Consider the following 23,667-nt stretch of genomic DNA (forward strand, 5'->3'; position numbering starts at 1 on the left):
CTCGAGGCTGAGGCGCCCCGTCGAGGCGTCGAGGCGTCAGGCGACGTTGACGTTGTAGCCGGGCGGCGCGGCCTCCTGCCACGACCGCAGCGCGGTGTAGGCAGGTCCCTGGAGCGCCAGCTCGAAGTCGCTGTCGCCGTCACTGCACGGCACCCGGCTCGCGCCCGGCAGCAGCGGGATCGAGTCGCTGCCCCGGAGCAGCTCCGGCACGTCGAGCAGCAGTCGCTGGCGCAGCCAGCGGTGCCTCGGGCGCACGGAGACGCCCCCGAGGGTGTACCACTCGAGGGCGTTGTCGCCGAACCTGATCAGGCCCAGGCGCCAGCGGTCGGACGACGACCGACGCATGCCGCACAGCGTCAGCGGCAGTCCCTTGGCGATGTAGCGGCGGCGCAGGAAGGTCGTCGCGAGGACGACCACGGCGATCACCAGCAGCGTGCCGATCACGATCTCGGTGGAGACGAGAACGGACGGCACGCGCGGCCTCAGTTCGTCTGCAGCGACGAGGCGTCGACGTGCTCGGCGACGATCGTCACCACGTCGGAGTCGACGGAGAGGAACCCGCCGTCGACCATCACGGTGCGGCGCTCGCCCTCGAGGGACTCGATGGCCACCTCGCCCTCGACGAGGACACCGAGCAACGGGGTGTGGCCCGGCAGGATGCCCAGCTCGCCCGAGATGGACCGAGCGCGTACGAACTTGGCCTCGCCCTCCCAGACCTTCCGGTCGGCGGCAACCATCTCTACCTTGAGCGAACTCACGTTTCCTCCGGATCGTGGGGGTGTGATCTGCAGTTTAGTGCCTCTGCGAGGATGCTCCGTACGCGAGGTGGCGCAGGCCGCCCGCTCCGATCCCCAACCCTCCACAGGAGTCCTGTCCATGAGCACCGCCGTGTCCGACGCCCTTCTCGAGCCGGCCCGCCGACCCGTGGCCGTCGCCACCCTGACCGACGTCATCGACGCCGAGGTGGCCGACAAGTCCGGCTTCGGCGGCGCTGCCGTCAAGGCCGGCTACGCCGCCGCCAAGAAGCTCGGCGGCAACTTCGTCACGAGCGCCACCGACCGCCTGCTCCCCCAGTTCGCGACCGCGCTCGACCCGTTCTGGGCCACGAAGGGCGAGCAGCCCTTCGGTGCGCACCTCGCGGCGCAGCCGGATGCCGCCGCGGACGCCCTGCTGGCCGTGACCGACGCCAAGGCCGCGACGACCTCGCACGGCTCTGCGGCCAAGGTCTACGGTTCGCTGCGCGGCAAGGCCAAGGAGCACGTCGTCGCCGCCCTCCCGCGCCTCGGCGCGGCGGTGGAGCGCCTCGTCCCCTGACGCGGCTCCCGCTGCGGCGGTTCACCGAGCAGGTATGCCGTCGGGCCGGCTCCCATGGGGAGCCGGCCCTTCGTGCGTCCGCCGGTGGGTCAGTCGACCCGCGCGTCCGTGGCGGCCCGGCCGTCGGACGGCGCTTCGCGCAGAGCGTCGGGCGTGGCCTCGTGCGGGGCCTCGTTCTGGGCCTGGTTCTGGCCCTCGTGCTTGGCCTCGTGCTGAGCCTCGTGCGGGCGGTCCTCGGCGACGCGCGGCAGCTCGGGACTGAACTCCGACCCGAGGTCGGAGATGGCCTGCCTGGCGAACACCTGCTGCTCGGTCACCACCCGCTCGGACCGGCCACGACCGATGAAGGTGACGACCCAGTGCAGCAGCGTCGTGATGCGGTGCTTGAAGCCGATGATGTAGACGAGGTGGACGGCGAGCCACAGCAGCCAGGCGAAGAACCCGCTGAACTGCGCCTTGCCCACCGACGCGACGGCCGAGAAGCGCGAGATCGTGGCCATCGACCCCTTGTCGAAGTACTCGAAGGGCCCCTTGGGCTCCTGGCCCGCGAGCCGGCGCATGATCTGCTCCGCCGCGTAGCGCCCGCCCTGGATCGCGACCTGGGCCACGCCGGGCAGGTTCTTCAGGGCCATCATGTCGCCGACGACGAAGACCTCGGGGTGGCCGGGCAGCGTGAGGTCGTCCTGGACCTCGATGCGGCCGGCCCGGTCGAGCGACGCGCCGGTCTGGTCGGCGAGCTGGCGCCCGAGCGGTGAGGCGCTGACGCCGGCCGCCCAGACCTTGCAGACCGACTCGATGCGCTCGCGGCTGCCGTCGCCGTGCTCGACCTCGATCCCGGTCGAGTCGACGTCGACGACCTTGGCGCCGAGGCGCACCTCGACCCCCATCTCCGTGAGGCGGTTGACGGCGCGGTCACCGAGCTTCTCGCCGAAGGAGCCGAGCACCGCCGGGGCGGCGTCGAGCAGGATGACCCTGGCCTTGGTGGGGTCGATGCGCCGGAAGTCGCGCTTGAGGGTGCGTCGGGCGAGCTCGGAGATCTGTCCGGCCATCTCGACGCCGGTCGGGCCGGCGCCGACGACGACGAACGTCATGAGCCGGTCGATCTCGGCCGGCGTGGTCGCGAGCTCGGCGAGCTCGAACGAGCCGAAGATGCGGCCACGCAGCTCGAGCGCGTCGTCGATGGACTTCATGCCGGGGGCGTGCCGGGCGAACTGGTCGTTGCCGAACCAGGACTGGCCCGCGCCGGCAGCGACGATGAGCGAGTCGTAGGGGGTGACGGTCTCGCGCCCGACGGCCGTGTGGGTCACCGTGCGCGCCTCGAGGTCGATGGCGGTCACGTCGCCGAGCAGCACCTTGGCGTTGTCCTGACGGTGCAGCACCTCGCGCGTCGACGGCGCGATCTCGCCCTCGGACAGGATGCCGGTGGCGACTTGGTAGAGGAGGGGCTGGAAGAGGTGGTGGGTCGTGCGCGCGATGAGGGTGACGTCGACGTCGGCGCGCTTCAGCTTCTGCGTGCTGAACAGACCGCCGAAGCCCGATCCGATGACGACGACCCGGTGGCGCGTGGCCTGCGGGGTGGAGCTGCTCACGATTCTCCTCGTGCTGCGGTGGGTGCTGGCTCGTCGGCGCTGACGTCTCTCATTGGGTGCAACACCGGGAGTCGTCGGCACATGCCCACGATGCCCGGCTCCGGGCGTGTGCTGGCGCACACCTCTGCCAGTCTGGCAGGGACGGTCGTCATCCGGCGTTCCTGCGCAGGACCACGAGCTGCGGCGTCGAGCCGACCGGGTGGTAGCCCGCCTCGACCCTGGCCCGCAGCGGGTCCGCAGCCGCTCCCCCGGCAGGTTCGGGGCCCCACCACCGGGTCGGGTGGACCACGCAGTCGGGGGTCACGTCCCGGGTGTCGAGCCACCGCACGACGTGCGAGGTGCTGGGGCCGAAGTCCCCGAGCCAGGTCACCGGGCTCGCGACGTGCACGTCACCGAGGAGGTATGCCGCGGGGTAGCCGATCGCGAGCACGCTCGACCCGGGTCGCGCGCAGGTCCGGAGCGCGGCCTGGGCGCTCGCGACCTCGTCAGCCCTTCGCTGGCTGGTGAGCAGGCCGGCATACGCGCCCGCCGGCGCCGCCACGTCGAGGCGGGCCAGAGGTGCGTCCCGGAAGCTCGTGGCCGTGTGGGCGGTGACGAGGGAGCCGAGCACGAGCACCCCGACCGCACCTGCCATGGCCGCCGCGAACGGTCGTCGCGGCGTGGGCGCAGGCTCGGGAGAGTCTGGATGCCGGTCCAGGGAGTGCGGTCGGACCAGGCCGAGGAGCGCGCAGGCCGTCACGGCGAGCACGGCCGGTGCGAGACACGCCCCGACCGCGCCCCACCGCGGTGACGAGGCGGTGAAGGCCGCGACGGTCGGCGCCCCGACGAGCGCGGGTGCCAGACCGATCACGAGCAGCCGCGCGGGCATTCCCCGCAGGCGGACGGCCGTGACGACTGCGCTGGGCAGCAGGACGAGGCACAGCACGAGGGCGAGGACCGGGCTCAGCCACGACCCGATGGAGTAGGTCGCCGTCACCGCGTCGCGCGTCAGGCCCTGCCCGACCGTGAGGACCACCGCGGCCAGCAGCAGGGGCGTGGCGAGGCGACGGCGGCGGGCGAGTGCCACGGCCGCGACGACCGCGAGGACGAGGGCGACCGCGACGGCGGGCTGGGCCAGCTCTCCCCCGAGGTAGGCCAGCCACGCTCGCAGACGGCCGAGGCGGCCGACGCCGCCGCCCTGGTAGTCGCTGGTGAAGGCAAGGGTCTCCCGCACGTGGTCGATGCCCCAGACCGCCACCGCGAGGCCGACGACGACCGCCGCGGCCCCGGCGGCCCCCGCAAGGAGCCCCGCGCGCACGCGTCCCCTGGCGCAGGCGAGGCCGACGAGCAGCAGGGCGGCCGCGGCCGGTGTCGTCACCGGGTGGCTGACGGCCCCGAGCGCCGCGGCGGACCCGCCGAGCACCGCCCAGCCGAGCGAGCCGCGGGCGATGGCACCCGCCGCGCTGCTCGCGCCCACGAGGTAGAGCAGCGCCGGCGTCGTGTTGTAGCCGACGAGCTGCAGGTTGTACGCCGTCGGCACGACGGCCGTGACGGCCGCGAAGCCCGCCACCACCCGACCGGTGAAGCCCCGGACGGCCCACCAGGCGAGGGCGGCGACCCCGATCGACAGCGCGACGAAGTAGAGCCGGGACGCGAGGACGATGCCGTCGAGACCAACGGTGTGCGACCAGACCCAGACGAACGGCACCGCGGGCCAGGCGCCGAGCACCTGCAGGTTCATCTCGTCGCGGAACGGCAGGTCACCCCGGGCCAGCCGCAGGGCCAGCTCGACGGCGTGCGTGCCGTCACCGAGGTCGAGCCCCAGACGGGCTCGCGCACCGAGGGCGATTCCCACCGCCAGCATGAGCAGGGGCGCCGCGAGACGACGAACGGGGAGGGCCGCAAGGGCACCTCCCCGTCGTCGGGTGAGACCGGTCACTCCGGTTGCTGCGTGGTCTCAGAGGTTCTTCTGGATGTCCGCCCACTGGCGCTCGACGTCGTCGAGGCCACCACACATGAAGAAGGCCTGCTCGGCGACGTGGTCGTACTCGCCGTCGGCGATCTTCGTGAACGCCTCGATCGTGTCGGACAGCGGCACGGTCGAGCCCTCGATGCCGGTGAACTGCTTGGCCACGTAGGTGTTCTGCGACAGGAAGCGCTGGATGCGGCGGGCCCGGTTGACGAGGATCTTGTCCTCTTCGGAGAGCTCGTCGATACCGAGGATCGCGATGATGTCCTGCAGCTCCTTGTTGCGCTGCAGGATCGAGCGGATGCGCACCGCGGTGCTGTAGTGCTCCTGCGTCACGTAGCGCGGGTCGAGGATTCGCGAGGTCGAGGTCAGCGGGTCGACGGCGGGGTAGATACCCATCGACGCGATGTCACGGGAGAGCTCGGTCGTCGCGTCGAGGTGCGCGAACGTCGTGGCCGGGGCCGGGTCGGTGTAGTCGTCGGCCGGCACGTAGATCGCCTGCATCGAGGTGATCGAGTGACCACGCGTCGAGGTGATGCGCTCCTGGAGCGTGCCCATCTCGTCGGCGAGGTTGGGCTGGTAGCCCACGGCGGACGGCATACGACCGAGGAGGGTCGAGACCTCCGAGCCGGCCTGCGTGAAGCGGAAGATGTTGTCGATGAAGAGAAGCACGTCCTGCTTCTGGACGTCGCGGAAGTACTCCGCCATCGTCAGCGCCGACAGGGCCACGCGAAGACGCGTGCCCGGCGGCTCGTCCATCTGGCCGAAGACGAGCGCGGTCTGTCCGAGGACGCCCGCCTCCTCCATCTCGACCATGAGGTCGTTGCCCTCACGGGTGCGCTCGCCGACACCGGCGAACACCGACACACCACCGTGGTCACGGGCGACACGGGCGATCATCTCCTGGATGAGCACCGTCTTGCCGACGCCGGCACCGCCGAAGAGGCCGATCTTGCCACCCTGGACGTACGGGGTCAGCAGGTCGATGACCTTGATGCCCGTCTCGAACATCGTGGTCTTGGACTCGAGCTGGTCGAAGGCCGGGGCCTTGCGGTGGATGCCCCAGCGCTCCTTGACCTCGAGCGTCTCGCCCTCGGCGAGGTTCATGCACTCACCGGTCGTGTTGAACACGTGGCCCAGCGTCACGTCACCGACGGGGACGGTGATCGGGCCGCCGGTGTCCTGCACGGACGAGCCGCGCACGAGGCCGTCGGTCGGCTGGAGCGAGATCGCACGGACCATGTTGTCGCCAATGTGCTGGGCGACCTCGAGGTTGAGGTTCTTCGTCTCACCGGCGAGGGTGACATCGGTCGTGAGCAGGTTGTACTGCTCGGGCATCGCGTCGACGGGGAACTCCACGTCGACGACCGGGCCGATGATGCGGGAGATGCGTCCGACGCCGCCCGCGGGCGGGGCCGTCCACGTGGTGTCGCTGACAGTTGCAGTCATGGTGGTCTGCTTCCTTACCTGTGGGCGTTACTTCTGGGCGTCCGCGAGGGCGTTGGCGCCGCCCACGATTTCGCTGATCTCTTGGGTGATGCCGGCCTGACGGGCCTGGTTGGCGAGGCGCTGGTAGGTCTTGATCAGCTCCGTCGCGTTGTCGGTGGCCGACTTCATCGCCCGCTGGCGCGCGGCGAGCTCGGAGGCCGCCGAGCTGAGCAGCGCGGTGAAGATGCGGTTGCGGACGTACTTCGGCAGGAGCAGGTCGAGCACCTCGGAGGCGTTCGGCTCGAAGGAGTACTCCGGCGCGATCTGGCCCTCCTCGTAGTGGTGCACGCTGAGGTCCAGGCTCTCGTCGTCGCGGGCCTCGTCGGCCTCGACGACCTCGAGGGGCAGCAGGCGCAGCACGTGCGGGTCCTGGCGGACCATCGAGCGGAAGCGGGTGAAGACGATGTGGATCTCGTCGTGGCCGCCCTCCTCGGTGTCCTTGAGGAAGTCGGCCGTGATGCGGTCGGCGATCTCCTTGGCGTGCTCGAACGTCGGAGCGTCCGAGAAGCCGGTCCACTCGGCGGCGTACTCGCGCTTGCGGAACTTGTAGTAGCTCACGGCCTTGCGACCCACGAGGTAGGGCACGACCTCCTTGCCCTCGGCGGTCAGCCGGGAGATGAGCTCCGCGCTCTCCTTGATCGCCGCGACGGAGTAGGCACCGGCAAGTCCGCGGTCCGCCGTGATGATGACGACACCGGCCCGCTTGGCGGTCTCCTTCGCCGTCGTCAACGGGTGGTCCTCGTTCGTGTTGGTCGCCACCGCCGACACGGCGCGCGTCAGCGCGGTCGTGTACGGCATCGCCTCGGTCGCCCGCTGGCGAGCCTTGACGACGCGTGCGGCCGCGATCAGCTCCATCGCGTTGGTGATCTTCTTGATGGAGTTGACGGACTTGATGCGCTGGCGGTAGATCCGCATCTGCGCTCCCATGTGCTCCGCCTCTCTTGGTCTCTAAAAGTCTGTGGTTGCCGGCAGGGTGGGCTCACGCCCGTTCCCGTGTGCCGCCCGGCGAGGCCGGGCGGCACACGGGACTGGTCACTTCTGCTTGACGATCTGCGCCTGGGTGATCTGGTCGTCGGCGATCTCGTCGAACTGCTCGTTGCCGGCCTCGAGGCCGTCCTTGCCGGTGCCCCGGAAGGTGAACTTGACCTCGTCCACGACCTTGGACAGAGCCGTCTCGGTGTCCTCGTCGAGCTTGAGGGTCTCGCGGATCGTCTGGAGGATCTTGCCGTCGCGACGCAGCGCCTCGAGCAGCTCGGACTCGAAGTTCCGCACGTCCTCGACCGCGATGTCGTCGAGCTTGCCGGTCGTACCGGTCCAGATCGAGACGACCTGCTCCTCGACGGGGTACGGCGAGCTCTGCGGCTGCTTGAGCAGCTCGACGAGTCGCGCACCACGGGCGAGCTGGGCTCGCGAGGCGGGATCGAGGTCGGAGGCGAACATCGCGAAGGCCTCCATGGCACGGAACTGCGCGAGGTCGAGCTTGAGTCGACCGGCGACGGACTTCATCGCCTTGATCTGCGCAGCACCACCGACTCGCGAGACCGAGACACCCACGTCGATCGCCGGACGCACGTTGGCGTTGAAGAGGTCGGCCTGCAGGTAGATCTGGCCGTCCGTGATCGAGATGACGTTGGTCGGGATGTACGCCGAGACGTCACCGGCCTTGGTCTCGATGATCGGCAGGCCGGTCATCGAGCCGTGGCCGAGCTCGTCGGACAGCTTGGCGCAACGCTCGAGGAGCCGGCTGTGCAGGTAGAACACGTCGCCCGGGTAGGCCTCGCGGCCCGGCGGACGGCGCAGCAGCAGCGACACGGCGCGGTAGGCCTCGGCCTGCTTGCTCAGGTCGTCGAAGACGATGAGGACGTGCTTGCCCTGGTACATCCAGTGCTGGCCGATGGCCGAGCCGGTGTAGGGCGCGAGGTACTTGAAGCCCGCCGAGTCCGACGCGGGGGCCGCCACGATCGTGGTGTACTCGAGCGCGCCGGCCTCCTCGAGGGTGCCGCGGACCGACGCGATGGTCGAGCCCTTCTGGCCGATGGCGACGTAGATGCAGCGGACCTGGGCGTCGGGGTCGCCGGACTCCCAGTTGCGCTTCTGGTTGATGATCGTGTCGATCGCGACCGTGGTCTTGCCGGTCTGGCGGTCGCCGATGATCAGCTGGCGCTGGCCGCGGCCGATCGGCGTCATGGCGTCGATCGACTTGATGCCGGTCTGGAGCGGCTCGTGCACCGACTTGCGCTGCACGACGTTGGGGGCCTGCAGCTCGAGGGCGCGACGCTCCTCGGACTTGATGTCGCCGAGACCGTCGATCGGGTTGCCGAGCGGGTCGACGACACGGCCGAGGAAGTCGTCGCCGACCGGGACGGAGAGGACCTCTCCCGTGCGCTTGACGGTCTGGCCCTCCTCGATGCCGGCAAAGTCACCGAGGACGACGACACCGATCTCGTGGACGTCGAGGTTCAGGGCGAGGCCGAGCGTGCCGTCCTCGAACTGGAGCAGCTCGTTGGTCATGGCCGAGGGAAGACCCTCGACGTGAGCGATGCCGTCACCGGCGTCGGTGACGCGGCCGACCTCTTCGCGGGAGGCCGCGCCGGGCTCGTAGGACTGGACGAACGAGTCCAGAGCGTCCCGGATCTCCTCCGGACGGATCGAAAGCTCCGTCATGTCAGATCTTCTCCTCGGTCTCGACCCGCAGGACGGGCCAATGGTTGTTCACAGCTGGTGGTGGGCGCCTCAGGCGCCCATGGCCCGGCGGGCCGCGTCGAGCTTGCGGATGACGGTGCCGTCGATGAGCTCGTCACCGATCTCGACCCTGATCCCGCCCATGACCCGAGGGTCGACGACGGTGTTGACGTGGACCGTGCCGCCGTAGATGGCGGCCAGGCCCGCGGCGAGGCGGGCCCGGTCCTCGTCGGTGAGCGGGACGGCCGAGGTGACGGTGGCCGTCTGCTGCTCGCGGCGGCTCGAGGCCGTCTCGAGGTAGTGCTCGACGACCCGGTCGAACCGGCGGCCGCGCGGGGCGACGACGGCCTGACGGGCCAGCACGAGGGTCTCCGGGGCGACCTTGTCCCGCAGGAGCGACGACACGAGGTCGGCGCGCTTGTCGGCGGGGGCCTGCGTGTCGGTCAGCGCCGCACGCAGGGCCGGGTCGGCCGCGACGATCCGCTCGAACCGGAACAGCTCGTCCTCGACCCGGTCGGCACGGTCGTCGGCCTCGGCGTGCGCGATGACCGACTCGATGGCATACGCCTCGATGGCGTCGGTGAGGTCACGCTCGGAGCTCCAGCGCTGCCCGAAGGCGCCCTTGAGCACGACGAGCGCCTCGGCGCTGACCTTGCCCGCGAAGAGGCGCTCGGCGAGCTGGGCCTTCTCCGCCCCCTCGCGGGAGGGGTCGGCCACGGCGCGGCGCAGGGTCGCGCTGCCGTCGATGACGCCGACGACCGCGAAGAGCTCCTCGGCCAACCGCGCGCGGTCGGCGCCGGCAGCAAGGACGCCGGTGAACGCCTCGCGGCTCGCCGCCGCTGCTGCGCGTGAGGGTCCCTGCATCAGGCGTCTCCGCCCTGGCTGCCGGCGGCGCCGCCGACCTTCTCGCGCACGACGTCGCCGGACTCGAGCTCGGCGAGGAAACGCTCGACGATGCCCTTCTGGCGGGTCTCCTCGTGGAGGGACTCGCCGACGATACGGCTCGCGAGGTCGGTCGAGATGCGGCCGACGTCACTACGGAGCGAGACGACCGCCTGCTGGCGCTCGGCCTCGATCTGCTTGTGCGCCGTCTCGGTGATCCGGGACGCCTCGGACGCGGCGTGCTCGCGCATCTCGGCGATGATCTGCGCACCCTGGGCCTTCGCGTCCTCGCGGATGCGAGCGGCCTCGGAGCGAGCCTCGACGAGCTGCGCCTGGTACTGCTCGAGCGCGGCCTGGGCCTGGGCCTGGGCCTCCTCCGCCTTGTTCATGCCGCCCTCGATGGCAGCCGTGCGCTCGGCGTAGATCTGCTCGAGGCGCGGCACGACCTTCTTGGACACCACGACGTAGAGGATCGCGAAGCACACCAGGCCGAAGAAGAACTCCAGCGGGTGCGGGATGATCGGTGCCGCGGTGGCCCAGAAGCCCTCGCCGCCTTCGGCGGACACGGTCACTGCTTGCATGAGCTTCTCCTAGAGAGAAAGACGGTCGGTGCTTCGAGCTGCCCCTGGAGGGGGCGTCAGCCCTTGAAGACGAACGCGAGCGCGATACCGAAGATGGCGAGCGCCTCGGTGATGGCCATGCCGAGGAAGGCGATCGGCTGGAGCATGCCGCGGGCCTCGGGCTGACGGGCGACGCCGTTGATGTAGGCGGCGAAGATCAGACCGACACCGATACCGGGGCCGATGGCGGAGAGGCCGTAACCGAGGATGGCGATGTTGCCAGTCATGTTTGTTCCATTCCTTCTTGTCTTGTCCGGCTGGCGGTTACCAGACGGGCTGGGGCGAAGCTGGTTCGTGGTGCTCGTGCGGTGGTGCAGTTTGCGGTGCGCGTCGGACGCGCGGGGTGGAGCTCGGTGGTGAAGCCCGGTGGGACGGTCAGTGCTCGTCGGCCACGGCGCCCGCGATGTAGAGCGCGGCGAGCAGCGTGAAGACGTAGGCCTGCAGGAACTCGACCAGCAGCTCGAAGAGCGTCATGACGAAGGCGAAGATCCAGGTGACGCCACCGGCGACGACGAGGATGCCGCCGGAGGTGAGCATGTACCAGCCACCGGTGATGAACAGCACCATGAGGATGTGGCCGGCGAACATGTTGCCGAAGAGTCGCAGGGCGAGCGTGACCGGGCGGGTGAAGAGGTCGGTGATGAGCTCGAGGATGAAGATCGGGACGATCATGCCCTTGGGCAGGCCCGAGGGGACGAGCGACTTCCAGTAGCCGATGAAGCCGTGCTTCTTCATGCCGACGACGTGGAAGACGACCCACACGATGAGGGCCAGCGCGATCGGGAAGCCGATGCGGCTCATCGTCGGGTAGCTCATCGGCGGGATGACGCCGAAGAGGTTGTTGACGAGGATCAGCACGAACATCGAGAAGAGCAGCGGCACGAACTTCATGAACTCGTGGCTGCCGATGAGGTCCTTGGCGACCCCGTTGCGGACCAGGCCGTAGACGGCCTCGGTGCCCATCTGGCCCTTGCTCGGGACGAGGGCCTTCTTGCGCGTGGTGGCGAGCAGCCACCACGTGATCAGGATGATCGAGAAGGCCATCAGGAACATCGGGCGCGTGATCGCCCATGCGCCGTCTCCGATGAGGGGCTGCCAGAACTCCTCGACACCGGGGGCGGTGTAGTCCGTCGGGGCGGCGGCCACGATGCTCACGGGTTACTCCTTCGTAGGTTCTGGGCGCTTCGGCTGACGGAGGGCGTCAGCGGTGCAGGGGCGGTGCTCGGGGGCGAACTCCCGGCTGGGCCCCGGGTCTGCGGGCCGGCAGGCGACTCGCTGGCGGGCGGCACGGTGGCCGTCGGGCTCGTCTGCGGGCTCACTGGGTACCGTATCGGAACCAGATGAGGTAGAGCGACAGGGCCATTCCACCCACGATCCCGGCTCCGACGAGCCACGACGTGCCCAGCCAGTGGTCCGCGAGGGCACCGAGCCCGCCGTAGATCAGGGGTCCGGTCAGCAGGTAGGCGACGGCCCTCCAGGCCGAGTCCTGCTCGCGGATGTTGAACGACCGCAGCTCCTCGGCCTTGTCCTCGGCCGACGGCTCGTCGGGTGAGGTCGGCTCGGGCTGTGAGGGCGTGGACATGTGCACCTCCGTGGTCACTGCTCATCACGCGGCTCCCGGTCGCTCGGGGCCTCGAGGGAGGCCGCGCCGTCCGGGTCGTAGGCGAAGATGCGCAGCCGCTTGTAGGCGCGCATCTCGAAGAAGAGCCAGACGACCGCGCAGATCGTGACGGACAGCCCGATCGCGTAGCCGGAGGCCCAGGTGACGTCGCGCAGCGCGAACATGACGACGCCGAGCACCAGCACCTTGAAGGTGTAGGTGGCCATGACGATCATCATCGTCGTGGTCGGCGGCAGGTCGGCCGTGCGCTTCATGACGAGCAGCGTCAGGCTGAAGAAGAAGATGACGATGGCGGCGCCGAGCGCGGCCGACCAGGCGGCCTTGGGACTCGAGAAGAGCCCGACGACGACGCACACGAGACCGGCGACGGCGGTCGGCAGCAGGGAGCCCCGGAGGAGCTGCGCGAAAGCATCGGACTGTGATGCGTCGCGGGCCGGTGTGGCGCTCAAGAAAAACCTGCCTGGTGCGTCGAGAGGCGTAGTGCGGGCGGGGCTCGGGCTGATCCGGATCGTCCTCGGATCGGTCGTGCGGAGAAGCGGATCGGGCTCCTTCGGCGGCCTTCTCAGACTGCCCTCAGGTGCTTGTGAATGCTATCACAAGCGTTCCGACGGCCTCCACCGCGGAAGCCAGACGGTGAGGACGACACCCATCGCGGCGGCGGCCCCCACCACCGCCAGCGGACGGGGCCCGTCCCAGATGACGAAGGACACCGAACCCAGGGCCACGATGGCGGCCCAGAGGTAGAGGATCAGCACGGCACGGCGGTGGCCGTGGCCGATGCGCAGCATGCGGTGGTGCAGGTGCATCGCGTCCGGCTGCCACGGGCGCTGGCCCGCCCGGGTGCGCCGGACGACGGCGAGGACCATGTCGAGGAACGGCAGCAGCAGCACGGCCAGGGGCACGAGGATCGGCAGGAATGCCGCCGACACCTCGTTGGCGCTGACCTGCCCAGGGTCGACGTTGCCGGTCAGCGTGATGGTCGCCGCCGACAGCAGCAGCCCCAGCGTGAGCGCACCCGAGTCGCCCATGAAGAGCCGGGCCGGGTGGAAGTTGTGGGGCAGGAAGCCGGCACAGCACCCGACGAGGGCCGCGCTGATGAAGGTGGCGGTCGAGAACACGTTGGCCGGGGCGAAGGAGCGCGAGACGAGGTAGCTGTAGATGAAGAAGGCGAAGGCCGCGATGCCGACGACGCCGGCCGCGAGCCCGTCGAGGCCGTCGATGAAGTTCACGGCGTTCGTCGACGCGATGACGACGAGCACCGTGAACAGCACGAGCACCGGCGTGGGCAGGATCGTGGTGCCGAAGATCGGGAGCGAGAGCAGCTGCACGCCCGTGTAGGCCATCAGCCCGGCGGCGAGCATCTGGCCGGCCAGCTTGGTGAGCCAGTCGAGCTCGCGGATGTCGTCGAACGCCCCGAGCAGGCACACGATGCCGCCGGCGGCGATGACGCCGAGGATCCGCCGGTCGGAGAAGAGCGTGCCGAGGTAGGGCAGCGCCCGCGCCACGAGCGCGGCCGCGACGAACCCGATGTAGATCCCCACTCCCCCGAGCCGTGGGATCGGCGTCTTGTGGACGTCCCGCTCACGGACCGCCGTGAAGGCGCCCGTCGCGACGGCGAGGCTCCGGACGAAGGGTGTGGCGAGGTACGTGACCGCAGCGGCCACGATGAGGACGAGGACGTACTCGTGCACCTACCGACCTTCGCTCGGACGCCGACGCTGGCGAGTGGGCTGACTCAGCGAGGGTATGCCGGGAAGCGCGTCACGAGGTCGGTCACCTCGGCGCGCACCTGCTTGCTGACCGCGTGGTCGGGGTCGGCGTCGCCCTTCGTCACTGCCTGGTGGATGAGCGAGGCGATCTGCTTCATCTCCTCCAGGCCCATGCCCTGCGTCGTCACCGAGGGCGTGCCCACGCGGATGCCCGAGGCGATGTTGGGCTTCTGCGGGTCGAACGGGATGGCGTTCTTGTTGAGCACGATGCCGGCGGCGTCGGCGCGCTCCTCGGCCTCCTTGCCCGTGACGCCGACACCCTGCAGGTCGAGGAGCGACAGGTGGGTGTCGGTGCCGCCGGTCGTGGGGCGGATGCCGAGCTCGAGCAGGCTCGCGGCGAGCTGCTGGCTGTTGGCGATGACGTCCGTGGCGTACTTGGCGTACTCCGGGGTGGCGGCCTCCTTGAAGTTGACCGCCTTGGCCGCGATGGTGTGCATCTGCGGGCCGCCCTGCATCATCGGGAAGATCGCCTTGTCCATGGCGGCTGCGTGCTCGGCCTTGCAGACGAGCGCACCGGAGCGCGGGCCGCGCAGCACCTTGTGCGTCGTGAAGGTGACGACGTCGGCGTACGGCACGGGCGACGGGATGGCCTTGCCGGCGACGAGGCCGATGAAGTGGGCGGCGTCGACCCAGAGGATCGCGCCGACCTCGTCGGCGATCGCGCGGAAGCGCGCGAAGTCGATGAGGCGCGGGATCGCGGAGCCGCCGGCGCAGATGACCTTCGGGCGGTGCTCCTTGGCGAGCGCCTCGACCTGGTCGTAGTCGATGTCCTCGGTGGTGGCGTCGACGCCGTAGTGCACGGCGTTGAACCACTTGCCGGAGAAGGAGACCTTGGTGCCGTGCGTCAGGTGGCCGCCCATCGGCAGCGCCATGGCGAGGATGGTGTCGCCGGGAGACATGAACGCGCCGTAGACCGCCTGGTTGGCGCTCGCACCGGAGTGGGCCTGGACGTTGGCGTGGTCGGCGCCGAAGAGCGCCTTGGCCCGCTCGATGGCGATGGTCTCGGCCTTGTCGACCTCGGAGCAGCCGCCGTAGTAGCGGCGACCCGGGTAGCCCTCGGCGTACTTGTTCGACAGCGTCGACCCGAGGGCGGTCAGCACCGCGGGCGAGCTGATGTTCTCGCTCGCGATGAGCTGCAGGCCACTGCGGATGCGGTCGAGCTCGGACAGCAGCACCCCCGCGATGTCGGGGTCGAAGGACTGCAGGGCGCCGAAGTCGGAGCCGTAGAACGTGTCGTCAGCCATGGGAGTTCTCCGGGTGGGTCGGGAGTGGGGCGCGAGCGCGAGCCAACTCTATTGCGTCGCGCCGGAGCCGTCGGACGGGCCGTCGGCCGTGGACACGTCGGACGCCTCGTCGGATGACGCATCGGTCGACACGTCGTGCCACTCACCCAGGGTGTCCGAGGTGCCGGCCGACGGGTCGGGCTCGGGCGCCTCGAGCTCGGGCTCCGGCTCGAGGGCCGCGTCGATGTCGTCCTGCGAGAGCGCGCCGACGCGCAGGGTCACGGGGGTCTCACCGGTGCAGTCGACGATCGTCGAGGGCTGTCCCCCGCCGGCCGGCCCGCCGTCGAGGTAGACGCCGACCGACTCACCGAGCATGCCGACGGCCTCGTCGACGGTGCGCGCCGCGGGGTCGCCGGTGGTGTTGGCGCTCGTGACGGCCATCGGCCCGATGTCGCCGAGCAGCTCGAGGGTGATCTCGTGGTCGGGCACGCGCAGGGCGACGGTGCCGTTGGTCTCGCCGAGGTCCCAGTGCAGCGAGGTCTGGGCCTTGAGCACGAGCGTCAGCGGCCCGGGCCAGAACTTCTCCATGAGGCGCTGCGCATAGTCGGGCACCTGCGTCGCCAGGCCCTGGGCCGTGCGCGCCGTCGGGATGAGGACCGGTGGCGGCATGTCGCGCCCGCGGCCCTTCGCCGCGAGGACGGAGGCGACGGCGGTCGCGTCGAAGGCGTCGCAGCCGATGCCGTAGACCGTGTCGGTCGGGAGGACGACGATGTCGCCGCGTCGGACGGCCGATGCCGCGGCCGGAATGCCCTCGGCACGCCCATCGGGGTCGGTGCAGTCGTAGCGCTCGCTCACCCGACAGAGCCTACTGGGGAGCGCTGGACGGTCCCGGCCCAGGTCGGAGCGGCCGGATCGAGCCGTCGATCGTCACCGCTGGAGCCGTTCGCGCCGTTGTCGACGGCTGCTCGGCCCGGATGGCGGGGACGGGCGGCGGGAGGGAGCGCGGGTGAGGCGGCTCAGCGCGAGCGGCGCGCAGCCGTCACGCGGGGACGACCGGAGAGGTCGCGGTGGTCCTGCACCTCGACCCACTCCCCCGTGCCCGCGAGCCGGCGCGGCAGGCTCTCGCCCTGCGAGTCGGCGTGCTCGATGAGCACGAGTCCTCCGGGACGGAGCAGGCCAGCCGCCACCCGGGCCACCGCGAGCGGGATCGCCAGCCCGTCCTCGCTGCCACCGTAGAGCGCGATGTCGGGGTCGTGGTCGCGGACCTCGGGGTCGACGGGCACGGCGCCGACGGGGATGTAGGGCGGGTTGATGGTCACGAGGTCGACGCCGCCGGTCCAGTCCTCGAAGCACGCCGAGGTCGCGTCGCCCTGCACGAGGTCCACGTCGAGGCCCAGCCGGTCCCGGTTGGCGACGGCCCAGGCGTACGCGTCGGGTGACAGCTCGACCGCCCGCACCTCGGCCTCGGGCCGCTCGTCCTTGACCGACAACGCGATCGCGCCGGACCCGGAGCAGAGGTCGACGACGCGCACCGGCTCGGGCCGCTCGGGAGCGTGCACCCGGTCGACCTCGGCCAGGGCCAGGTCGACGAGCACCTCGGTCTCGGGTCGGGGCACGAAGACTCCCGGCCCGACCGCGAGGGTCAACCGTCGGAAGTGGGCTCGTCCGGTGAGGTGCTGGAGCGGGACCCGCGCGGCGCGCTCGTCGACGAGGACGGCATACGTGCTCGGCAGCGTGCGCCCGCCGAGGACCATGAGGCGACGCACCTCGGAGGAGTCCACGCCGAGGACGTGGGCCGCGAGCTCGACGGCGTCGACGTCGGCGGAGACCACGCCCGCCTCGCGCAGGCGCGCGGTGGCGGCCCGGACGCCGTCACGCAGGTCGGTCACGCCTGCCGTCATCACTCGGACCCGTCGGCGGCGAGGGCCGCGAGCTTCGCAGCCTCGTCGGCGTCGAGGGCCGACTGGACGACCGGGTCGAGGTCGCCGTCGAGGACCGCGTCGAGGTTGTAGGACTTGTAGCCCGTGCGGTGGTCGGAGATGCGGTTCTCCGGGAAGTTGTAGGTGCGGATGCGCTCGGAGCGGTCGACGGTGCGCACCTGCGACCGGCGCGCGGCGCTCGCCTCGGCGTCGGCCTCGTCCTGGGCCTGCTGGTGCAGCCGGGCCCGGAGGACGCGCATCGCGGCCTCCTTGTTCTGCAGCTGCGACTTCTCGTTCTGGCACGAGACGACGAGACCGGTCGGCAGGTGCGTGATGCGCACGGCGGAGTCGGTCGTGTTGACGCTCTGTCCGCCGGGGCCGCTGCTGCGGTAGACGTCGATGCGCAGGTCGTTGGGGTCGATCGTCACCTCGACCTCCTCGGCCTCGGGCATGACGAGGACGCCGGCGGCCGAGGTGTGGATGCGGCCCTGGCTCTCGGTGACGGGCACTCGCTGCACGCGGTGCACGCCGCCCTCGTACTTCAGGCGCGCCCACGGCCCCTCGCCCAGACCGGGAGTCCCCTTGGCGCGCACCGAGACCCGCACGTCCTTGTAGCCGCCGAGGTCGCTCTCGGTGGCGTCCTCGATGGCGGTGCGCCAGCCGCGCTGCTCGGCGTAGCGGAGGTACATCCGCAGCAGGTCGCCGGCGAAGAGCGCCGACTCGTCGCCGCCCTCACCCGCCTTGACCTCGAGGATGACGTCGCGGTCGTCGTCGGGGTCGCGTGGCACGAGCATCCGACGCAGGTGCTCCTCGGCCTCGGCGAGGCGGGCCTCGAGGGAGGGCACCTCGGCGGCGAAGGACTCGTCGTCGGCCGCGAGCTCACGGGCGGTGGCGAGGTCGTCACCGGCCGCCGTCCACTCCCGCGCGGCGGCGACGGTGGGGGCCAGGGCGGCATACCGCTTGTTCAGCGTGCGCACGAGGTCCTGGTCGCCGTGGACGGCCGGGTCGGCGAGCTGCTGCTCGAGCTCGGCGTACTCGTCGAGGATCGACTGGACGGATTCGAGCACGGTAGGCCCTTCGGCTCAGGAACTTGCAGGGACACGTACGTGGAGACGTCCGTGGGGACGGGCGGATACGACGAACGCCGGCCCCCGACGACCGAAGTCGTGGGAGCCGGCGTGCGGGAGACCTACTTGGCGGCCTTCTTGCCGTAACGGGCCTCGAACCGGGCCACGCGGCCACCGGTGTCGAGGATCTTCTGCTTGCCCGTGTAGAACGGGTGGCACTGCGAGCACACGTCAGCGTTGATCTTGCCGGACGTCTCGGTGCTGCGGGTGGTGAACGTGTTGCCACAGGTGCAGGTGACCGTGGTGTCCACGTAGTCGGGGTGAAGGTCCTTCTTCAAGATTGTCTCCTCGAGGTAGTCGGCCGGGTCGGAGTCGTCGCTCGCCACCGTGGTGGGTCGCTCGGCCGTGAACCGGTCCAAAGGAAGAGTGTGCCAGAAAGGCGCACCTCCTCCCAAACGCGCGACGACCCCGGCGCATTCCCCGCGTCAGGCGGGCACGACGGCGGGCTGGGCGACCGGCAGCACGACCTGCATCGTCGTCCCCTCCCCCTCGACCGAGGCGATGACGAGCTCCCCGCCGTGGCCCTCGACGATGGCGCGCACGATGGCCAGACCCAGCCCCGTGCCGGGGATCGCCGCAGCCGTGGCGTTGCCGGCCCGGAAGAAGCGTTCGGACAGGCGTGCCAGGTCGGCGGCCGGGATGCCGATGCCGGTGTCGTGCACCGAGATGATCGTCGAGTCCCCTGACCGCTCGGCCGACAGCAGCACCTGCCCGCCCTCCCGGGTGAACTTCACGGCGTTGGACCCGAGGTTGATCAGGGCCCGCTCCACCTGGCCGCGGTCGACCCGGACGACGAGGTCGTCGGGCACGTCGGTGCAGACGAGCTCGACCCCGCCGTTGGCGGCGACCGGCTCCATCGTCTCGGTGACGGTGCGCAGCAGGTCCCTGACGGCAACCTCCTCGGAGACCGCCTGCAGGCCGCTGATCTCGATCTTGTTGAGGACGAGGAGGTCCTCGATGAGCCCGCGCAGCCGGGTCGCGTTGCGACCGATGATGTCGAGGGCGACGTGCTGGCCGTCGGACACCTCCCCGAAGTCGCCGTCGACGAGCAGCTCGAGGTAGCCGCTGATCGACGTCAGCGGCGTGCGCAGCTCGTGGCTCACCGTCGCCATGAAGTCGGTCTTCTGCCGGTCGAGCTCGGTGAGCCGTCGCACCTGCTCGTCCTGCATCTGCGAGAGCCGGAGGGCCACGATCGACTGGGCCGCGATGGCCGCGCACTGCTGCGCCGCCTGGATCTCGTGGCGGTGCCAGCGCCGCGGCGCGCCGACCATCATCACCGACAGGATGCCGAGGCCGCGCCCACCCGTGCCGACCGGGAGCATGAGCAGCGAGCGCGCGCCCGTGGCCCGGTGGAAGGCACGCGCCCGCTCGTCGTCGTAGGCCTGGTGGGCGAGCAGGTCACCGAGGTCGAAGAAGCCAACGTCCCGGCGCAGCTCGTCGTTGACGGCGCCGACCTGCTGGGCGAGCGAGCGCGGCAGCGGCGGCAGGTCCGGCAGGTCGTCGGTGTGCCACTGGAGGCGGTCCTCGATGGTCTGCCCGTCGTCGCCCAGGGTGTAGAGCAGCAGCCGGTCGGCGCCGAGACCGGCACCGAGCTTGGTCGTGACCCGCTGGAGGGCCTCGTGCACGTCGACGGCCGAACGGACCGTGCGGCCCACGTCGAGGACGAGCTCCTGCATCTCGAGCACGGCGGCCTGCTGGTCGACGAGGCGGGCGTTGGCGCGGGTGAGGTCGTTGAAGTCGCGGGCGAGCATGCGCACCTCGAGGGCGCCCTCCTCCTGGTTCGCCATCGCGATGACGTCCTCCTCGGCCTGCCGGCGCACCACCTCGCGCAGCCGGGCGAGCGGGCGACCGACGGCACGGTGCATGCCGAAGCCCGCCGCGACGAGGACGAGCACCACGGCCGCGGCGACGGCGATGATGACGGCGGACGTGATGGCGGTGGCCTCGCGCGAGTCGATGCGCGCTGCGTCGCGCCGGGTCTGGATGCTCGCGCCGAGCGTCTCGTTGACCGAACGGAAGCGGGCGTATGCCGTCTCTGCCGTGGCGCGGTCGGCCGCGGTCGCGCTGCGGCCGGGTGCCAGCCCCTGCAGCGAGGTGCCGGCCGCGGTGAACCAGGCCTCGACGGCCTCGCGCTCCTGGCGCACCTGCCCGGCGAAACGCGCCCGGTCGGTCTGTGTCAGCTCGTCGCTCGCCGTCGCGGTCGCGACCCGGGCGAGCTCGGCGTCGACGGCCGGACGCAGGCTCAGCGGGTCGACCGGCGTCGTCAGGCCACCGGACTGCTGGCGCCAGGCCGCCTCGGCACGGGTCATGTCGAGCAGCACCGCGCTGTTGGCCTCGCGGGCCGGCCCCAGGGCCAGGGTGAGGGCACGGACCGCCGCGCCCTGGGAGTGGATCGTGGCGACCGAGATGATCGCGCCGAGCGGCACGAGGACGACGAGGATCGTGATGAGGACGCGGATCTGGCTGCCGACCGACCGCCTGGACACCACGGGCAGACCACTCGTCACGCGGGGTCCTCGTCGAAGCCGGTGCGGGTCATGACTCCCCAGACGTGCTTCTTCCCGCGCAGGCTCGACCACCACCCCTCGAGGCGCCACCACACGGTGGCCTGGCGGTAGCCGATGTTCTCGAGGACCGACGCGGCGATGGTCTGCCAGATGGCGCGCCACCGGTCGTGCTTGTGGAAGGCCCACTCGTCGACGACCATCGCCGAGAGGGTCACGAGCACGGCATACCCGTAGGCGAGCACGAGGAAGAGGATCGCGAAGGGCACGTTGACGACGCCGAGGAGCAGGGCGAGCGGGACGATGAGGATGCCGAAGAACTCGAGGAGCGGCGCGATGAGCTCGAAGAGCCAGTAGTACGGCAGGGCCAGGAAGCCGATGCGGCCGTACTTCGGCCGGAAGAGCATGCTGCGGTAGGCCCACAACGTCTCCCACAGGCCGCGGTGCCAGCGCCGGCGCTGGTTGCGCAGCACCGTGGCGGTCACGGGGACCTCGGTCCAGGACACCGGCTCGGGCACGAACTCGACCTTGTAGTCGCGTCCCTCGTCGCGCATGCGCTTGTGGATGCGCATGACGAGCTCGAAGTCCTCGCCGATGCTGTCGGGGTCGAGACCGCCGACCTCGACGACGACGTCACGCCGGAAGAGCCCGAACGCGCCGCTGATGAGGATGAGCCCGCCGAGGCGCGACCAGCCGGTGCGGCCGAGCAGGAAGGCACGGAGGTACTCGACGAGCTGGATCCGCGGGATCCACGTCTGGGGCATCTCGACGCGCACGATGCGGCCCGAGACGACGCGGCTGCCGTTGACGGGGCGGATGGCGCCACCGGTCGCGACCATGCGGGTCGGGTCGTCGGCGAAGGGCCGCGTGACGTGGAGCAGTCCGTCGGGCTCGAGGATGGAGTCGCCGTCGATCATCGCGACGAGCGGCTCGCTGGCGGCGTTGATGGCGACGTTGATCGCCTCGGAGCGACCGGAGTTCTCCTTGCGCACCACGACGAGCCGGGTGCGCCCGTCGCGAGGCACCCAGATCCCGAGGACCCGGGCCCGGACGGGGACCTCGTGCGGCAGCTCGCGCGGCACCTGGACGAGGTCGAAGGCCTCCTCGAGGCGGGCGAAGGTCTGGTCGCTGCTGCCGTCGTCGACGACGACGACCTCGTGCCGGGGGTAGCGCAGGGTGAGGAAGGACTTGACGGCGGTGACGATGCCGGCCTCCTCGTTGTAGGCCGGCACGAGCAGGGACACCCCAGGCGCGAGGCCGGCGCCCTGCCACGTCAGAGCCGTGGCGCGGCGTCGCTGCTGGGCCCGGAACTCGAGGTAGGCGAGCCCGATGAGCACGAGCAGCGAGGTGTTGATGAGCAGGAAGTAGATGATGATCGGCACGCTCGAGACGTCCATGGCCCACACGACGAAGGAGCGCAGCCCCTCCAGGACGCCGTCCCAGCTCATGCGCTGGCCCGCTGCAGGCTCGCCATGAGTCGCGCCGAGCGCACCGCGGCGTCGTCCTCGTGGCCGAGGAGCGCGCTGCTGCCGTCGGGCCCCATCGTCAGCAGCGCCGACGCGGCCAGCTCGGCCAGGCGCGGGTCGGCGTCGGCCAGCAGCGTGGCCAGGGCGGGGACCGCAACCGGGTCGCCGAGCTCGCCCAGCGCGATGACGCAGGCACGCCGGAGCGCCAGCGGCTCCGAGTCGACCGTGTGGCGCACGAGGATGGCGACGTCCTCGCCGCGGCCGAGCCGGCCGATGGCCGTCGCACTCGTCTCGCGGACCGTGACGTCCGGGTCGTCGTCGAGCAGACGACGCAGCTCCGGCAGGCCTCGGGTGAAGCTGCGCTCTCCGCTGAGGTGCGCGGCCACCATCCGGGTGCGTGGGTTGGGGTCGCCCATGCCATCGCGCAGCACCTCGGAGATGCCGACACCCATCGACTGGAGGGCCTCGGCCGCGGTGGCGGCCGGCAGCCCGCGCTCGGGCGCGCCGATGGCCGCGAGCACCGGTCCTGCGGCCACGGGATCGCCGATGAGGCCGAGGGCGTAGGCGGCGCTGTTGCGGACCTCCATCGCCTCGTCCCCGAGGGCGGTGACGAGCAGCGGGACGGTGTGTTCGGCCTTGGCGAGGCCCAACAGCTGGGCGGCACGCGCCCGGCGGACCGTGGAGCGGCTCGTCAGGTCGGCCACTGCGGCGTCGACGGCACCGTGCACCTCGAGCACCCGGACCAGCTGGTCGGCGGGAACGCCGCGGATCTTGGTCAGCATCTCGACGATGTTGCGGTCGAGCACGGTCCGCGACACACCGGTCGCCCAGGTCAGCTCCTCCGTCGCGGCACCGTCGTCGTCCTCCCCCGACGCCACCGTGATGAGGGGCGGGCGCAGCGGGGACAGCAGCATCTCGTCGCGCTGGTTGCGGCTGTGCCGCCGCGCCCGGACGGCGACGACGAGGATGACGAGGAGCAGGCAGGCGCCCAGGATGACCACGGTGGCGCCGACGAGGAGCGCCGCCCCGACCATCACGAGACCCTGGCTCTCATCGCGCCCTGGCGAGCATGCCGTTGACGCGGTGCAGCAGCTCCCGCGGGCTGAACGGCTTGATGACGTAGTCGTCGGCGCCGACGGCGAAGCCGGTGTCGACGTCGGAGTCGCGCGACTTGGCACTGAGCAGGAGCACCGGGACCGAGGGGTGCCCGCTCTCGCGGATCTTGCGCAGCACGTCGATGCCGGAGAGCCCCGGCATCATGACGTCGAGCACCGCGAGCTGGGGAGGGTTGGCCTCGAAGGCCTCCCAGGCACTGACGCCGTCGGGAACGGCCTCGACGGCATATCCGGCCTGGGTCAGCTTGAACTCGACGAGGTCTCGGATGTCTGCGTCATCGTCGGCCACGAGGACTCGGACGGGGCTGGCATCGGGGTCGCCGGCAGGCGCAGACATGTCACTCCATGGTGAGGATCGGGTGGTCCCCCCATTTTATGGACAATTCACACCATTGCCCCG

Annotated in this window: 24 protein-coding genes; 1 reads left to right on the forward strand and 23 read right to left on the reverse strand. The window is 70.8% G+C overall.

Going from position 1 to position 23,667, the window contains the following annotated elements; all coding sequences use genetic code 11:
* Positions 1-36: 36 nt before the first annotated feature.
* Both U5C87_RS19895 and U5C87_RS19900 read right to left on the reverse strand, forming a co-directional pair.
* Positions 37-474, reverse strand: a complete 438-nt coding sequence (locus tag U5C87_RS19895; protein WP_330474182.1) for a DUF2550 domain-containing protein — start codon at positions 472-474, stop codon at positions 37-39.
* Between the two features lie 8 nt (positions 475-482).
* Positions 483-758 (reverse strand): F0F1 ATP synthase subunit epsilon, encoded by a 276-nt coding sequence (locus U5C87_RS19900; RefSeq protein WP_030194945.1) that lies wholly within the window; start codon positions 756-758, stop codon positions 483-485.
* 118 nt (positions 759-876) lie between these two features.
* Between U5C87_RS19900 and U5C87_RS19905 the strand changes: the two genes are divergently transcribed.
* Positions 877-1,314 (forward strand): DUF6918 family protein, encoded by a 438-nt coding sequence (locus U5C87_RS19905; RefSeq protein ID WP_030194944.1) that lies wholly within the window; start codon positions 877-879, stop codon positions 1,312-1,314.
* Between the two features lie 89 nt (positions 1,315-1,403).
* On the opposite strand, the gene U5C87_RS19910 is transcribed toward U5C87_RS19905, so the two are convergent.
* The 21 genes from U5C87_RS19910 to U5C87_RS20010 all read right to left on the reverse strand — a co-directional run bounded on the left by U5C87_RS19910 (position 1,404) and on the right by U5C87_RS20010 (position 23,604).
* Complete coding sequence (locus tag U5C87_RS19910) at positions 1,404-2,903, reverse strand: NAD(P)/FAD-dependent oxidoreductase (protein ID WP_330474183.1); 1,500 nt, start codon at positions 2,901-2,903, stop codon at positions 1,404-1,406.
* Positions 2,904-3,051: 148 nt separating this feature from the next.
* Complete coding sequence (locus U5C87_RS19915; RefSeq protein ID WP_330474184.1) at positions 3,052-4,737, reverse strand: hypothetical protein; 1,686 nt, start codon at positions 4,735-4,737, stop codon at positions 3,052-3,054.
* Positions 4,738-4,839: 102 nt separating this feature from the next.
* Positions 4,840-6,300 (reverse strand): F0F1 ATP synthase subunit beta, encoded by a 1,461-nt coding sequence (atpD, locus tag U5C87_RS19920; RefSeq protein WP_330474185.1) that lies wholly within the window; start codon positions 6,298-6,300, stop codon positions 4,840-4,842.
* 27 nt (positions 6,301-6,327) lie between these two features.
* Positions 6,328-7,266, reverse strand: coding sequence for a F0F1 ATP synthase subunit gamma (locus U5C87_RS19925; protein WP_330474186.1), 939 nt, complete (start codon positions 7,264-7,266; stop codon positions 6,328-6,330).
* 105 nt (positions 7,267-7,371) lie between these two features.
* Positions 7,372-9,003 (reverse strand): F0F1 ATP synthase subunit alpha, encoded by a 1,632-nt coding sequence (gene atpA / locus U5C87_RS19930; protein ID WP_030194937.1) that lies wholly within the window; start codon positions 9,001-9,003, stop codon positions 7,372-7,374.
* Positions 9,004-9,072: 69 nt separating this feature from the next.
* Positions 9,073-9,885 (reverse strand): F0F1 ATP synthase subunit delta, encoded by an 813-nt coding sequence (locus U5C87_RS19935; protein ID WP_330474187.1) that lies wholly within the window; start codon positions 9,883-9,885, stop codon positions 9,073-9,075.
* On the reverse strand, positions 9,885-10,484 hold the full coding sequence (locus U5C87_RS19940) for a F0F1 ATP synthase subunit B (RefSeq protein WP_330474188.1): 600 nt from the start codon (positions 10,482-10,484) through the stop codon (positions 9,885-9,887). Before U5C87_RS19940 ends, U5C87_RS19935 begins: the two co-directional genes overlap by 1 nt.
* A gap of 56 nt (positions 10,485-10,540) precedes the next feature.
* Positions 10,541-10,750 carry an ATP synthase F0 subunit C gene (atpE, locus tag U5C87_RS19945; protein ID WP_020142944.1) on the reverse strand — a complete coding sequence of 70 codons (210 nt, stop codon included), beginning with the start codon at positions 10,748-10,750 and terminating at the stop codon, positions 10,541-10,543.
* Positions 10,751-10,898: 148 nt separating this feature from the next.
* On the reverse strand, positions 10,899-11,678 hold the full coding sequence (gene atpB, locus U5C87_RS19950; RefSeq protein ID WP_030194930.1) for a F0F1 ATP synthase subunit A: 780 nt from the start codon (positions 11,676-11,678) through the stop codon (positions 10,899-10,901).
* A 160-nt stretch (positions 11,679-11,838) separates the two neighbouring features.
* Positions 11,839-12,105, reverse strand: coding sequence for an AtpZ/AtpI family protein (locus U5C87_RS19955; protein WP_229674903.1), 267 nt, complete (start codon positions 12,103-12,105; stop codon positions 11,839-11,841).
* Positions 12,106-12,119: 14 nt separating this feature from the next.
* A complete protein-coding gene (locus U5C87_RS19960; protein WP_330474189.1) occupies positions 12,120-12,593 on the reverse strand; it encodes a hypothetical protein in 474 nt (157 codons plus the stop codon).
* Between the two features lie 144 nt (positions 12,594-12,737).
* A complete protein-coding gene (locus U5C87_RS19965) occupies positions 12,738-13,835 on the reverse strand; it encodes a glycosyltransferase family 4 protein (RefSeq protein WP_030194923.1) in 1,098 nt (365 codons plus the stop codon).
* 44 nt (positions 13,836-13,879) lie between these two features.
* Positions 13,880-15,157 (reverse strand): serine hydroxymethyltransferase, encoded by a 1,278-nt coding sequence (gene glyA / locus U5C87_RS19970; RefSeq protein WP_330474190.1) that lies wholly within the window; start codon positions 15,155-15,157, stop codon positions 13,880-13,882.
* 48 nt (positions 15,158-15,205) lie between these two features.
* Positions 15,206-15,991 carry an L-threonylcarbamoyladenylate synthase gene (locus tag U5C87_RS19975; protein ID WP_330474191.1) on the reverse strand — a complete coding sequence of 262 codons (786 nt, stop codon included), beginning with the start codon at positions 15,989-15,991 and terminating at the stop codon, positions 15,206-15,208.
* A 161-nt stretch (positions 15,992-16,152) separates the two neighbouring features.
* Positions 16,153-17,037: a peptide chain release factor N(5)-glutamine methyltransferase gene (gene prmC / locus U5C87_RS19980; protein WP_330474192.1), complete on the reverse strand. Its 885-nt coding sequence runs from the start codon at positions 17,035-17,037 to the stop codon at positions 16,153-16,155.
* Positions 17,037-18,122, reverse strand: coding sequence for a peptide chain release factor 1 (gene prfA, locus U5C87_RS19985; protein ID WP_330474193.1), 1,086 nt, complete (start codon positions 18,120-18,122; stop codon positions 17,037-17,039). Before prfA ends, prmC begins: the two co-directional genes overlap by 1 nt.
* Before the next feature lie 122 nt (positions 18,123-18,244).
* Positions 18,245-18,460 carry a 50S ribosomal protein L31 gene (gene rpmE, locus U5C87_RS19990; protein WP_330476724.1) on the reverse strand — a complete coding sequence of 72 codons (216 nt, stop codon included), beginning with the start codon at positions 18,458-18,460 and terminating at the stop codon, positions 18,245-18,247.
* A 147-nt stretch (positions 18,461-18,607) separates the two neighbouring features.
* Positions 18,608-20,689 carry a sensor histidine kinase gene (locus U5C87_RS19995; RefSeq protein ID WP_330474194.1) on the reverse strand — a complete coding sequence of 694 codons (2,082 nt, stop codon included), beginning with the start codon at positions 20,687-20,689 and terminating at the stop codon, positions 18,608-18,610.
* On the reverse strand, positions 20,686-22,134 hold the full coding sequence (locus U5C87_RS20000; protein ID WP_330474195.1) for a glycosyltransferase family 2 protein: 1,449 nt from the start codon (positions 22,132-22,134) through the stop codon (positions 20,686-20,688). Before U5C87_RS20000 ends, U5C87_RS19995 begins: the two co-directional genes overlap by 4 nt.
* Positions 22,131-23,186 carry a HEAT repeat domain-containing protein gene (locus tag U5C87_RS20005; protein WP_330474196.1) on the reverse strand — a complete coding sequence of 352 codons (1,056 nt, stop codon included), beginning with the start codon at positions 23,184-23,186 and terminating at the stop codon, positions 22,131-22,133. The genes U5C87_RS20000 and U5C87_RS20005 overlap by 4 nt, the downstream gene beginning before the upstream one ends.
* A 16-nt stretch (positions 23,187-23,202) precedes the next feature.
* The gene (locus tag U5C87_RS20010; RefSeq protein ID WP_052358347.1) at positions 23,203-23,604 is read right to left on the reverse strand and encodes a response regulator transcription factor; all 402 of its coding nucleotides are present in this window, start codon (positions 23,602-23,604) and stop codon (positions 23,203-23,205) included.
* Positions 23,605-23,667 lie beyond the last annotated feature (63 nt).

The organism is Terrabacter sp. C0L_2 (assembly GCF_036352015.1).
Taxonomy (GTDB): Bacteria; Actinomycetota; Actinomycetes; order Actinomycetales; family Dermatophilaceae; genus Terrabacter; species Terrabacter tumescens.

Excerpts from the sequence above, each read along its gene's own strand:
- atpA (WP_030194937.1), bottom strand. The coding sequence starts at position 9,003 with ATGACGGAGCTTTCGATCCGTCCGGAGGAGATCCGGGACGCTCTGGAC.
- U5C87_RS20010 (WP_052358347.1), bottom strand. The coding sequence starts at position 23,604 with ATGTCTGCGCCTGCCGGCGACCCCGATGCCAGCCCCGTCCGAGTCCTC.
- atpE (WP_020142944.1), bottom strand. The coding sequence starts at position 10,750 with ATGACTGGCAACATCGCCATCCTCGGTTACGGCCTCTCCGCCATCGGC.
- U5C87_RS19955 (WP_229674903.1), bottom strand. The coding sequence starts at position 12,105 with ATGTCCACGCCCTCACAGCCCGAGCCGACCTCACCCGACGAGCCGTCG.
- prmC (WP_330474192.1), bottom strand. The coding sequence starts at position 17,037 with ATGACGGCAGGCGTGACCGACCTGCGTGACGGCGTCCGGGCCGCCACC.
- U5C87_RS20005 (WP_330474196.1), bottom strand. The coding sequence starts at position 23,186 with ATGGTCGGGGCGGCGCTCCTCGTCGGCGCCACCGTGGTCATCCTGGGC.
- glyA (WP_330474190.1), bottom strand. The coding sequence starts at position 15,157 with ATGGCTGACGACACGTTCTACGGCTCCGACTTCGGCGCCCTGCAGTCC.
- atpD (WP_330474185.1), bottom strand. The coding sequence starts at position 6,300 with ATGACTGCAACTGTCAGCGACACCACGTGGACGGCCCCGCCCGCGGGC.
- U5C87_RS19940 (WP_330474188.1), bottom strand. The coding sequence starts at position 10,484 with ATGCAAGCAGTGACCGTGTCCGCCGAAGGCGGCGAGGGCTTCTGGGCC.
- U5C87_RS19925 (WP_330474186.1), bottom strand. The coding sequence starts at position 7,266 with ATGGGAGCGCAGATGCGGATCTACCGCCAGCGCATCAAGTCCGTCAAC.
- U5C87_RS19935 (WP_330474187.1), bottom strand. The coding sequence starts at position 9,885 with ATGCAGGGACCCTCACGCGCAGCAGCGGCGGCGAGCCGCGAGGCGTTC.
- U5C87_RS19905 (WP_030194944.1), top strand. The coding sequence starts at position 877 with ATGAGCACCGCCGTGTCCGACGCCCTTCTCGAGCCGGCCCGCCGACCC.
- U5C87_RS20000 (WP_330474195.1), bottom strand. The coding sequence starts at position 22,134 with ATGAGCTGGGACGGCGTCCTGGAGGGGCTGCGCTCCTTCGTCGTGTGG.